Genomic DNA, 12,399 nt, shown 5'->3' on the forward strand with positions numbered 1-12,399 from the left:
TGGCTTATCTCCGTCGATCAGGCAGCGCGATATCGGCGGCTATGAACAGCCCGGTCGGTGCTGCCTTTGGAATATACAGCACTTTCTGGACCTTTACTTCGTCCTGGCGGTACTGGCGCCCCGCCTGCTCGAAACTTCCCGCGCCGACGTCGAGGATCACCCCGGCGCTGCCGCCGAGCGCCCCGGCCCCGGCTCCCGCGCTCGCCTGGACGAGAGCCCCCGGAATGGCGTTGACGATATCGATCGCCATGCCCTTGAAGACGTCCGACCAGGGGTAATCGCTCTCGGCGGGCACGCCGACAGATCCATCGGCCGCGACCAGGGGGAAGCCGTCGAGCGGCAGGGTACCGCCGAAGGGAAAGTCGATCCGCGAGCAGACAGCCTGGATGATCTGGTCCCCGCGCCCGGTCGACACCGTGTTCGGTTCGCAGATGACCGTTGATCCGGGCGGGATCAGCGGGTTCTGGCAGGCTTGCGGTCCCCGGCGCTGGTCATAGACGACACCCTGAAGCGGAGCCACGACGCGCAGCGCGAATTGACCTGGTGCCGCGTTCTTGGTCACGCCGAGCGTCGCGAGCTGCACCACGTTGCCGGTCTTGGCGACACAGCCGGGCAGGGCGGGCAGCTCGGGCGCGGTGTGATAGAGCGGCCGGCCGCGTCCTGCGCTGGCGGCGAACGCCTCGCGATCGTTCCTCGCCTGCATCCCGGCCATCTGGACACCCTGCCTCTGCGACGTGCCGGCACCCCGACCAGTCCCCGCCTCGCCGTCATCGCCGCGCGCAGATCCGCCGCCGACGTGCATGGTCGGCTTGACCCACTCTTTCTTCACCGCTGGCGCTGGAGCGGCCGGGGGCGGCAGCTCGACCGGGACTTCCTCGGGCGGGGGAAGCTGTGGCGGCTGCTCGGGCAGATCTGGCACGGTCGGCGTGACGAGCTGGGTGATCGGCTTGCGGTTCCTGATCGCCTCCATGTCGATCAAGGGCGTCTGGTCAACCGGCATGGCGGCGACAGACGCCGCGATCGCGTCCTCATTGACGCGGCGGCCGAACAGGAAGACCCCCGACAGGATCGCGATCGCGACCAGCAGGGCGATGACGAAGAAGATCGCCAGGACGAAAACCGAGTTGCTCTCGGTCGCTGCGCGCGGCGGCTTCGGAGTGGAAAGCCCCGGCGTGGTGTTGCGTTTGAACAGAGCCATCACCGCCCCCGCTTGATCTTGATGACGTCGTGCCCGAGCTGAAGCTCCGCAGCCCGATAGACGCCGTGGATGATGTAGTTCCCGGCCTCGTCGGTGGTCATCTCGACGTTGTTCCCGCTGCCGCCGGCCTGGGCGAAGTAGGGCGGGCGGATCGAGACGCCCTCGGGGAACACGACGTAGGTTTTCTTCCCGTCGTCCATGACCTGGAGCCGCTCGCCGCGCAGCTCGCCGATCTGGCCGCTCGCGGTGTACCGGGTGTTCAGCCGCGCCAGGGGGATTTTCGTCACCGGGTCGATCGGGACGTCGCGCTCGGGCGGCGCCGCCATCCCCGCCGCCATCTGCTCGGGATAGACGAAGCGCATGGAAGGGTTGTAGTCGCTGCGGTTGGTGATCAGGTTGATCTGATACTCCCGCCGCGTCGTGGTGATCGTGACCTTCGTCTTGGCCCCCGGCATCCACGCCTGGACCACCAGGACGTCGCGCTCGCCCTCGGGAGAGCCGACCCAATCCTCCTTCGCGCTGAAGAACTGGTCTTTGCTGAAGTAGTGGTGCCGCATTTTCTCGTCCGGGTTCAAATAGATCGTCGAGATCTCGCCAGCCTTCAGGTACATCGTGTAGACATGCCCATCGAACCACGGGCAGATCGCCCGCGCGCCCTCATACGAGCATTCGGAAAGGCTGCGCCGGCTGTCCTTCAGCGCCTGCCGAACCGCGGCGAGCGGGTCTTTGCTGATCTTCTCCGGCTTGACCGGGTTCTCGGTCAGAATGAGCGGCGGCGTCGCCGGCTGGGGAGCCGGCTGCGCCTGGACCATATCGGGGGCGGGAACGTCGGGTGTAGCGGCGCACGCGGACAGCGCCAGGACCGCCCCCATGGTTCCTATCAGTCTCGCTATCCTCATTTCAGAAACCCTTGATGCTGCTGTGTTTGTGAAATTTTAACAGGACGGCCACCGAAGAAAAGGCCGGTGGGTCAGCAGTCGGGAATGCTCCAGGTGTAGTCCTCGACCACGATGCAGTACGGGTTCTTATTCGGGTCGGGGCAATTCTGGCCGAGGCGGATCGTCGCCGTCGTCTCGACGTCGCGGCGGGAGCGGACGTTTTCGAGCTGGTCGCGCTCGATCTCGGTCCAGTAAACGCTCATGTTCGCGGTGTTCACCCGACCCGGCACGACGCGCAGGTTTGCGATCTCGCGACGAATGCCGGAATCGACCATCGCCTCGACCGGCTGCTTGGCAAGACACGCCCTGGTCTTGCTCTCGGCCGGCTTGCCCATGTAGGCGGTCAGGTCGCGCAGGTTATCGGCGACCGCATCGATCGACCCAGGCACCCGGCGCAGGCGAAAGAACACGTTCTCGACGGTCTTTTCCAGAACCTTGTTCGGCGGGGCCTCGCCCTGGTTCGTCGCGTAGGTTCCGATCACGCGCCCGTCGAGATCCAGCAGCGTCGAATGAATGACCGGCGGGATCGGCTGTCGGTTCGTCTCGGCATCGACATAGAGATACCAGCCGAAGCCCGCGATCACCGTCATGAACATGAACGCCGTGCGCCAGAACCCGCCAAGTCGATACCACTGATCGACCACCCATCCGAACTCACCCCAAGGCGGAACGTCGGCCGGCTTCATGTGCGGCGCGGCCATCCCGAGCTTTTCGGCGATCTTCTTCCATGCGGACATTCGATTTCTCCTTACGGCTTGCTGATCCGGGGCTGGTTCTGCTGGCCCCGAGCTTCATTATGACCGAACCCGAAACTTTCCCAATACCCGCGCCGAAGCAGATCCGCGGATCTTTTCCCGGCCTGGGCGTTCACCTTGTCGAAGTCGGCGCGCACCTGATCGGCGAAGCCGTTCGGCAGGTTCGGCGTGCTCGACACGTTCGCCTCGAACGCCTGCCGGTATCCCGCCTTCGCCTCCTTCAGCGTCGCGCCATAGGGCGACGGCGTGTCATTCCACTGTCGGCCCGAGAGCACATTCGACGCGGCCGACCCGCTGGCCGGCACGGAAATTCCGCCCTGCGGCTGATGGTCGAGCGCCGCTCGGCGCTGCCGGTCCTGCTGGTGCCCCCGCGTGAGCTGGAACGCCATGCCGGCGAGCCCGCCCTTGAGCAGACCCATGACGGCACCGCCGACGCCGCCCCCGCCATGCAGCGCGGGACCGCCGTTGATAAAGCCCTGGCTCGCGAGCCTGATGATGAAGCAGAGGCCGGCATACATGACCGCAGCGCCCGCCATCAAACCGGCCTGCTGATAGCTCGGCTCGGTATCCAGCATCGCGCTTTCCATGAACGGCTGGCCGATGTTCACCGCGACCGAGAGCATGAGAAGATTGACCAGATGGGCGGCGAACCCTCCGATCCCGTTCTGGACCACCCATGCCGTCTGTCCCGCCCCGGCGAAAGGCAGCATCGCCAGGGTGACGAGGGAGTGCAGCGCATACTCGATGTTCGATCGAAAGATGATATAGGCCACGTAGAACTGAGCGATGATGATGATCACCGATGCGCCCAGGTAGTAGCCCAGGAACCAGAAATTCTTCGCCGCGCTGATCGGGCCGGTCGCCAGGGTCGCCATGTAGTCCCAGATCGCTTTGACGAGCCGAAACCCGTTGATGACGATCTCCGAGATCTTGAACAGCGCCAGAACGTGGCCCTGATTGCCCGACGCGACCTGTCCAAGCTCCATCGCGCCGGCCGCGAGCGTGCGATTGATCGTCACCCACTCGACCGAGATCCAGCTCAGGAGAATGACCGGCAGCAGATGGGAAACCGCGATGCCGATCATGTTCTCGCGGCCCTCCATGAACCCGGTCACGACGTAGAAGAACCGGACCATGAAGATCCCGATCATCGCGAGCGCCACCCACCCGGAGAGCGCGACCATCCCGACCGTGATCGCCTGGATGAACAGGTTATAGAACTGGCCTTTCCGTAACCTGCGTGCCAAAAGTGCCGATCTGGAAAGCGTTTGATTTCAACGGGTTGCGCCGGGTCTGTTCGTGTAACCCTATGATATCATGAGAGATTCAGCTTTTTTCGCTCGATGAACGGTCCTGGGCGGCCTGTGGCGTCTGGCGAAGCAGGCTCGATCCGTACCGGGTGAGATCGAACGTCAGGATGCCGCGCATGTTGATGTGCTTGTGTCCGATCGGTGCGAGACGGCTCAACACATCGTCGGCATGGTCGCCCGGGGCCAGGTCGATCGCCGCCTGGAGGCGATGGGTATTCCAGGCCATGACGATGTTCGCGAGCAAGGTGAGCGCCCCCGAGATGGCGCCGAGCTGTTCGGTCGTGCGGCCGTGTTTCGCCGGGATCATGCCGTTATGGATGGCGCGCTGCAGGCTGTGGACGGCCTCGCCCTGGTTGAGCAGATCGAGGATTTCCGTCCGGAATACCGGGTTGCTGAGATAGTCGCAGAGATAGAGGGTGCGCAGCAGCTTTCCCAGGGCGTCACCGGCTTCGTAAACAGGATCGCCGGCGGCGGCCGAGCCGAAGCGGTCGAGCGCCTCGGTCGCCGGGTACCAGCCGTGCTTGACGGAGGCTCCGAGCCGGAGCAAGCCATCCCAACCCCGGCTGATCGCGCGGCGGGAAACGGTCTCGGCCACGATCGGCCGCAGGATCTCCGGAACTGTGAGCCCCTTGGGCAGATAGAGCCGTCGCTTTTTCAGCCCGGCCAGTCGCGGGCATAGATCGAATTGCACCACCTTGGCGAGCGTCATCGCAAAATGCGTGAAGCCATGGGTGTCGACCGCAACGCGCTTGAGCTGATCGACCTGCCGCTGGCGCAACGCGCCTTCGATGGCGGCGCCCGCTTGCCGGCGGTTCAGGACGATCGGTTGATCATAAAGAATGCCCCACTGGTCGAGCACATGGGCATAGATTCCGACCGCATAGGTTCGCCGTCGCGGGTCGAGCCGGGCCGACCAGAGATAGCGCGTCGCCTCGAGACTCATCATGTCTGCGGACGCAAACAGGCCGCGTCCCCACAGGGTGGCGATGTGATGCTGACGCATGAAGCGCAGCACCGCGTCATTGGCCGCGCGAAACCTTCCCTCCGCTTCGATCCTCACCACCATCTGGGCGAGGCTGTCGGCCGCGACTGACGGCACCATGCGCACGAGTTCGGCCCTGGAAAGGTCGGAGCCCAGCCCGAGCAGGCTGGCATAGAGCGTCACCAACTCCTGCTCCGACCGGGCCGGACGCCCGAGCAGGACCCAGGAGAACCGGGTCAGGCCGTCGATCTCGATCAGGACTTCCGGAAGCTGGGCGTCACCGACGGCACGCCCGAGCACCCGGCGCGCCGTTTCGACGCGCGGATCCTTTGGCTGCGGCTTGCGCCGGGGGACCCGGAGTTCGTCGCCCTCAATGGCGACGGTGCCAGCCTCGACAGCCTCGGCCAAGGCGGCAAGTCCAGCGGCCAGGCCCGCTTCCAGACGCTGAAGATATTTCTCTGCGCTGTCCGGCAGGTTGAGGTCACGGATGAAGCGCGCCCGGTCGCGCTGCCAGAGTTTCAGGGGGATCAGCTTGTCCTCGGGAGCCCGATGGGACAGGCTGTGATCGACCGAGACCGACCGGTTTCGAACCGCCCGCTTCAGGGCCATCACGGTTGCCGCGCGAAAGCAACCGAGTGCGGCCACCCGATCCGGCTGATTGATCAGACCCTGCCAGGACGGACCGAACGGCTGGGAGATCCCGCCTGGCAAGGTGGTGGCGGACGACGCGGCGACAGAATCGAGCGTCGCAAGAGCGGCGGCGAGCCGGTGGTCGGCGGGGATCACGAATTCCGCCGCACGCGCCGTCTTGAGGAGCCGGGCCAGCTGCTGGGACTTGCGCCCCAGTTCCTGGCGCACGGCGTCGACCTGGGTCGCCGCGCGCTCCGGTTCGAAGGGCGCGATCAGGCCGCGCAGCCGCGACCGCAATTCGGCGACCTCGAGCGTTTCGTCACCCGCCAGCCCCGCGAGATCGCCGAGCAGTTGACGGAACCGTCGCAATCGGCTCGCCCGCGCTTCCGCGGCGCGTTCCCGAGCGTCGCGCCACAGCGCTGCGATCCGGTGATCGAGAAGCGTCAGGCTTGCGTCCGTCACACGCAGCAGGGTGAGGCGCAGGAAGCAGGCGACCTCGATTGTTCGATGCGGGTCCTTGATCCGCGCCAACGCCGCGGGCTTGCGCGACATCAGCCGTTTGGCGAAATGCTCCAGCCCTGCGAGCGGCAGATCGGGGAGGACGAGCCGGTTCGCGGCCAATTCCTTGAGGAAACCGACTTTCTCGATCTGCTCCTCGAGGCCTTTGGCGCCCTTGCTCGACGGCACGGCACCCAGCCATTCGACGTGGCCGATCTCACCGCCCTCGACGGGCGCGAGCAGCCGCGACACCCAGGTCTCGCGCTCGGCCGCCGGTACCGCCGCAGCGATGGTCTTGAACAGAGCCTGCTCGTGGTGCCGCCGCGCGGCGATCACCTGCCGCCGGATGTCCCGCTCACGGAGCAGGAGATAATGATGCTCGACCAGCCAGATGCGGGCCCGTGCCATCAGGTCGTCATGGTCGAACACCACTGCCGCTTCCCGGCGAAGATAGGCCACGAGCCCGCGCCCGGCATGAGGGGTGAGCACGGTACGTCCGAGCAGCCGGAGCGCTGCTTCATGATGCTCGAACAAGGTCCGGGGGCGCCGGCGATAGAACGCCCGGACCGAGGCGATCCGCGGCGGCACGCAATGGAGGTGCCGGCCGAGATGATCGAGGATCCCCGAGGGAATGAGCTCAACGGAGTTGAGGGTACGGCCGGTCATCTTGAGGAAGCCGACCTGGAGGGCGAGCGCCAGCCGGTTCAAGGGTCCCCGGCGCTCTCGAACCGAAGCCAGCTCGCCCTCGTCGAGAGTGAAGAAATGCTCGATCTCGAGCGCCGACAGCGTCGCGGGAAACCTGTCCTCACCGAGATATCGATGTTCCCACCGACTCATCGGACCCTTCTTCATCGGGCTGGCGACAGGATCCGGAATCGCTGCGTCCCCCTGATCAGAGTGTCACCGCCGGCCAGACGACTGTCGTCGATATTGCCATTCCCGATGATTCACAAACGATCGTCTGCGCAGCGGAAACCCGGGACAAGCAGAAACAAGGGCTTGTGCTGTGCGGAATCCTGTTGCCAAATCGCAGTCAAAGGCAACAGGATTTTGCGACACCTGCCATGCTGCTTGGCTATGCCCGCGTGTCGAAGGCCGACGATCAGGACACCGCCGCCCAGGTCAGTGCCCTGAAGGCGGCCGGCTGCACGCGCGTCTACGAGGAGACAGCCTCCGGCGGCCGGTGGAATCGGCCCGAGTTACATCGCCTCCTCGACCATTTGCGCGACGGCGATGCTCTCGTCGTCTGGAAACTCGACCGCCTGTCACGCTCGCTCAAGGATCTGCTGCATATCCTGGAGAAGATCGACGCGGCGGGTGCCACCTTCCGCTCCTTGACAGAAGCGGTCGACACCACCGGTCCGGCCGGACGCATGATGATGCAGATGCTTGGGTCCTTCGCCGAGTTCGAGCGTGCCATGGTCCGGGAGCGAACCCGCGCCGGTCTGAGGGCGGCCCGCGAGCGCGGCCGAAAGGGCGGACGGCGTCCGAAGCTCCTGGCACACCAAAAGACCGAGATTCTCGGGATGCTCGCCGCCGGTCGCACCGGAGCCGATGTCGCCCGCCTCTTCCGGGTCCATCGAGCCACCATCAGCCGGATTGCCTCCGCGGCACGGGGCACTCCACCGGACGCAAAATCCGATCCCTGAGCCACTGCGCCGAATTCTCAGCGATGGAATGGCCGCCCCGGGGCCTCACGATCAAATGAAAAAGCTGAATCTCTCATGATATCATAGGGTTACACGAACAGGTCTGGCGCAACCCATTGAAATCTAACGCTTTCCAGATCGGCACTTTTGGCACGCAGGTTACGGAAAGGCCGAACTGGTCGATGAATTCGGCGTCCATCACTGCCCCCCGCTGCGGCGTGCGCCGCGCTCCAGCGCCTCGCGCTGCGCGTCGGAGAGCGATCCCCAGGGATCGACGATCCGCCCAGGCTGCGGCTTGCCCATGTCCTCCATCGCCCGCGCCGATCGCTCGTCGGCCCGCTCGACGGCTTCGGGGGCCTCGACCGGGGCGCACACCTGGACGCTCGGATCGACCCACTGAAGCAGCACGATAAGAACTTCCTTCATCATGGCCTGGTGCTCCTGATTGACGCGGCGAGGCCCCAAGGATCGACCACGACCCCCGACTTGCCCTCGCCGAAGCAGCTCATGTTCCGCGCATGCGCGACGTCCGACACCATCTGCTCAAGCACGCCGTCGCGCTGCGCCCGGACCTGGGACTCGTGATAGGCGATCAGCGTGCTTTGCATCGTCGAGAGGCGCGCGTTCGTCGATTGGATCAGCGCGTTCCCGGCCTGCTGCGCGTGCAGGATGCCGGGGGCGGCCTGGGACGCTGCGCCGGCCGCCTCGTCCGCGGCCTGTTGCAGCTTCATCGCCTCCGCAGCCATCGAGCGCACACGAACGCTCTCCTGCATGGCGGCGGTCATATCGTCCCGGCTGTCGAGATAGACCTGCGACATGGACGTGGCGAACATGCCGTCCGGCACGCCGGCGATGCCGAACGCCTGCTGATACCGGCTCAGAAACGCTTCCTCGGCCTGTCCGACCTGATAGGTGACGCGCTGGACGGTGCCGAGCGCGTCGCGAACGACCGCCATCGAGCGCACCATGTCGGGGCCGAAGTTCTGGCCGAGCGCCTGGATGTTCCTGACCGCGATCGCGACTTCCTCGGCCGCTTTCGCCGCCTGGAACACCAGCTCGGCATGGTTCAGGATCTGGGTGATCTCCTGGGCACAGTTGCCGCAGACGACGGCCCGCGCCGGCTTGTGGGGTGAGATCGCGACCATCAGCGCCAGGGCGGCGCCGACGGTTGCGAGACGAAGCCCGTTCATGGCTGCTTCCTCCTACTCGGCGGCGACGGCTGCGAGGCCGAAGCGCGCGACCTTCTCGGCCGCATCATGCAGACCGTGACGGATCAGCCAGCCGCGCAGAAAGTCCTGCTGGCCGAACTCCTCGATGACCTCGCGCGCCAGGGCGAAGGCCACGTCGTTCCCGGTGTTGCAGATCGCCGCCGTCACGCCGCCTCGGGGAACCATGAAGTCGATCAGGGCGGTATCGTCAGGGCCTTGCAGGATGTAATGCTTTTTCGGAACCGCCTGCTCCAGCACGTCGATTTCCTCCGACGTCAGGCCGAACCGCATCAGGACATCCTCGGCCAAGGTCCCGTCCCCGTCCGTCACGCCCCGGATGCGCTTGCCGGCGACATAGAGGCGGTTGGGACAGTTCTGCTCGATCACGCCCGCCCGCGTCTTCAGATCGAACACGCTCTGAGTCGCCAGCCGAACGCCGACGTTCCACGACCGGGCCAGCCGGACACGAGCCTCGATCCGATCGCGAAACGGCCCCTGGAGCATCCACAGCTCGTCATAGCCCTCGGCGTAGGGACGGTTCAGCCGCGCCCGATCGACCATGCGGGCAAGGCACGTCATCATCGGCCCCAGGACCGAGGGAGCGCCAAGCAGATTGTCCAGCTCGAAGCTCTGCCATACCGGGTTCGGCTGATAGGCGACGATGCCGCCGAAGTACCGGCCATAGGCACCGTCAGGGGTGAATTGATCCATGACGGAGCGCGCCCACTTGTGGCGAAGCGCGATGACGAACGAGGCCATATCGCGCCGCTCGGGCGGCTTGGTCGCGAGCTGCTCCAGCGCCTCGTGAACCCGGTTGACGACTTCCGGCTCCTTGGCCTTCTCGGTGTTGTTGTCGAGCAGGACGTCCATCGTCCAATCGCGGGCGCTGTCCAGTTCCTCGGCGCTGTCCAGGTGCCGATACGGCTGAACGCCGCTGACGGTCGGATCGAAGATCGCCCCGCCGTGACACAGCGCCGCGATCCTGCCGCCCGCCTTGCGATCGAACCGGGCGACGCCGGCATACTGATATCGGGCGATGAATTGCGCGTCGATCAGGTTCAGCCCGAAGGTCTTGCCGCCGCCCGACTCGCCGACCAGCGCCATGTGCGAGAGATCGCCGTAATGGAAGCTGATCCGGCGCAGGCTGTTGCCGTTGGTGCGGGCCAGGATCTGCGGCGGGCCGTTCAGATGCTCGTTCCGCACCGGGCCATCCCAGACGCCCGACACCGGAACCATCATCGAGAGCGCGGCGCTGGTCACGCCCGGCGTCTCGGCGTCGTGCCACATCTGCCCGGGGATGGCTCCGATGAACGCCTCGGCCGCGTTGATATCCTCGACGTAAGCCCTGAAGCCCGCCGCGTTGACGATCTCGACGATTTTCTTCGCCCGCTCGAAAGCCACCTTCGGATCTTCATGCATGACGATGATCCGGGACGTGATCTTGCCCCAGGTCGCCATGCCCTGGCTCAACTCGTCCTGCATCTCGCCGATCTCCGACAGGATGCGGACCGCCTCGCGGTTTACGCGCTGGGACTGCGGACCGTGCGGGTTCAGCGCCTCGCGGGCCTGATCCATCATCGGCCGGCGCTGCTCGTACCAAGCGTTCCACGCCTTCTTCAGATCCGCGTCGGCCTCGGACTTGCTCGACGGCAGCCAGCGGGTCGAGCGGATCAGCGGGAAGCCGCAATTCAGGACCCGATCCCACACGCCCATCGCCAGTTTCGGGGCGAACTCGCGCAGCGTGACCACCCGGATATGCTGAAGATCGGACCACAGCAGCCCGCCGGCCTCGTCGCGATACTCCCATCCCAGGGTCGGGTACATGCCGCCCAGGAACGGCTGATCGACGAGCATCCAGCCGAGATCGACCGGCCAGGGCAACGGCTCGACCGGCTGCCGGCGCGTGCTGACGCAGGAGTGCAGGAATTCGAGCAGCTCGCGGCCCTCAAGCCGCCGGACGAAATTCGGGTAGCTCGATAGCCAGGACATCATGCCGGTGATGTCGTCACAGATCCCCTCGAAAGCCTCGTATTCCCGGCCATACTCGGGACCGCTCGCGAAGGGGTCGTTCCGCCGCGCCAGCTTCGCGAACTTGTTCAGCATCGAGGTCGGCGGCTGGTACACGAAGCAGATGAAATAGCGGTTCCGCATCAACTCGCCGGATCGGAACGTCTGCTGACGCTCGTCATCGATCAGGGCGGCCGCAGGGTTGTCGCTGACCGTGTCCGGGTGTTCGGCCACCGGTTCGACGTGATGGCGGAAATAGACGGCCCATCGCTTGCTGTCGAGCCTGCGCAGCGCGTTGTTGGTCGCGAAGAAAGCGGCGTCGCGGGCGTGTTCGCCCGCTGCCGTCAGGTTGGGTCCTCGGTACTCGTAGACCGCCATCCAGCCGCCGGTTTTCTTAAGGCTGACGGTGCGGCCATGCAGCAGATAATGCCATTGCAGCTCGTCCCGGAACTTCTTTCCGGCCTGCTCGAAGGATGTGTGCGACTTCATTTTTCAGCCCTCACGGGTCAAGGTGGCGGATCGGCCCGAAGGTCGAGCGCAGCAGGAAACGCAGGTAGAAAGGGCCTTTCGCCCGAACGCTGGCGAACACCGCGTGAACCGCGGCGAACAGCGCCAGCGGCAGCACCAGCCAGAAGCTGAGACCGACCGCGTAGGCGAGCAGCATGTTGACGCCCAGGTTCGTCCAGAACACAGGCACCGGCGCCCCGCGAATGTGCGGGGGATGAAAAGCGCCGCTGTTGACCTTGACGGTAATCACCCCCGCGCCCTCCCTCAGATCGTGATCCCGCCGCCGCCACCGAGCCCGTAGGCGTAGGTCGCGAGCTGCACCAGGCCGCCCAGGATGATGCCCGCGCCGAGCGCCATCAGCATGGTCTTGAAGCCGTCGCCCTGGCCGGTGCCGATCTTGTAGACGCCGATGCAGATCCCGATGATGACGACCAGCAGGCCGATATAGAGGCCGAGCAGCTCGGCGGAGTCCGCGATCAGGGTCCGCACCCCCTGAAGGAACGGAAACGCCGCATGGGCCGGCGGCGAGACCGTCGCGACCCACAGCGCGAGCGAAGCGGCGACGCCGAAGCGGGCGACGTGGCCGGAAACGGTCTTGATCTGCTTCTTCATGATGATCCTCTCTGGTCAAGTGATCTGTGAAACTTTAACAAAGCGGCGGCACCATACCCCGCCCCCTGTGAAACTTTAACAAACCTGGGGCGGGGCACAATGCCC

At 65.5% G+C, this 12,399-nt stretch carries 11 protein-coding genes; 1 reads left to right on the forward strand and 10 read right to left on the reverse strand.

What is annotated here, in order from left to right:
• Positions 1–4: 4 nt before the first annotated feature.
• The 5 genes from JL101_RS36410 to JL101_RS36430 all read right to left on the reverse strand — a co-directional run bounded on the left by JL101_RS36410 (position 5) and on the right by JL101_RS36430 (position 7,163).
• Positions 5–1,198, reverse strand: coding sequence for a TrbI/VirB10 family protein (locus tag JL101_RS36410; RefSeq protein WP_203104122.1), 1,194 nt, complete (start codon positions 1,196–1,198; stop codon positions 5–7).
• Positions 1,198–2,097 (reverse strand): TrbG/VirB9 family P-type conjugative transfer protein, encoded by a 900-nt coding sequence (locus JL101_RS36415; protein WP_203104124.1) that lies wholly within the window; start codon positions 2,095–2,097, stop codon positions 1,198–1,200. Before JL101_RS36415 ends, JL101_RS36410 begins: the two co-directional genes overlap by 1 nt.
• Before the next feature lie 71 nt (positions 2,098–2,168).
• Complete coding sequence (locus JL101_RS36420) at positions 2,169–2,873, reverse strand: hypothetical protein (protein WP_203104126.1); 705 nt, start codon at positions 2,871–2,873, stop codon at positions 2,169–2,171.
• An 11-nt stretch (positions 2,874–2,884) separates the two neighbouring features.
• Positions 2,885–3,976, reverse strand: coding sequence for a type IV secretion system protein (locus tag JL101_RS36425; RefSeq protein ID WP_203104128.1), 1,092 nt, complete (start codon positions 3,974–3,976; stop codon positions 2,885–2,887).
• A gap of 241 nt (positions 3,977–4,217) precedes the next feature.
• Complete coding sequence (locus tag JL101_RS36430) at positions 4,218–7,163, reverse strand: Tn3 family transposase (protein ID WP_203104564.1); 2,946 nt, start codon at positions 7,161–7,163, stop codon at positions 4,218–4,220.
• A gap of 212 nt (positions 7,164–7,375) precedes the next feature.
• Between JL101_RS36430 and JL101_RS36435 the strand changes: the two genes are divergently transcribed.
• The gene (locus tag JL101_RS36435) at positions 7,376–7,960 is read left to right on the forward strand and encodes a recombinase family protein (RefSeq protein WP_203104566.1); all 585 of its coding nucleotides are present in this window, start codon (positions 7,376–7,378) and stop codon (positions 7,958–7,960) included.
• 198 nt (positions 7,961–8,158) lie between these two features.
• Here the strand turns inward: JL101_RS36435 and JL101_RS36440 are convergent, their stop codons facing one another.
• Genes JL101_RS36440 through JL101_RS36460 form a run of 5 tightly spaced genes read right to left on the reverse strand, consistent with a single transcriptional unit; the run spans position 8,159 to position 12,294 of the window.
• Complete coding sequence (locus JL101_RS36440; protein WP_203104046.1) at positions 8,159–8,389, reverse strand: hypothetical protein; 231 nt, start codon at positions 8,387–8,389, stop codon at positions 8,159–8,161.
• On the reverse strand, positions 8,386–9,150 hold the full coding sequence (locus JL101_RS36445; protein ID WP_203104048.1) for a hypothetical protein: 765 nt from the start codon (positions 9,148–9,150) through the stop codon (positions 8,386–8,388). Before JL101_RS36445 ends, JL101_RS36440 begins: the two co-directional genes overlap by 4 nt.
• 12 nt (positions 9,151–9,162) lie before the next feature.
• The gene (locus JL101_RS36450; RefSeq protein WP_203104050.1) at positions 9,163–11,664 is read right to left on the reverse strand and encodes a VirB4 family type IV secretion/conjugal transfer ATPase; all 2,502 of its coding nucleotides are present in this window, start codon (positions 11,662–11,664) and stop codon (positions 9,163–9,165) included.
• A gap of 10 nt (positions 11,665–11,674) precedes the next feature.
• On the reverse strand, positions 11,675–11,932 hold the full coding sequence (locus tag JL101_RS36455; RefSeq protein WP_203104052.1) for a hypothetical protein: 258 nt from the start codon (positions 11,930–11,932) through the stop codon (positions 11,675–11,677).
• Positions 11,933–11,946: 14 nt separating this feature from the next.
• Entirely contained in the window at positions 11,947–12,294 is a 348-nt protein-coding gene (locus tag JL101_RS36460) for a hypothetical protein (protein ID WP_203104054.1), read from the reverse strand.
• Positions 12,295–12,399: the final 105 nt, after the last annotated feature.

Source organism: Skermanella rosea, assembly GCF_016806835.2.
Taxonomy (GTDB): Bacteria; Pseudomonadota; Alphaproteobacteria; order Azospirillales; family Azospirillaceae; genus Skermanella; species Skermanella rosea.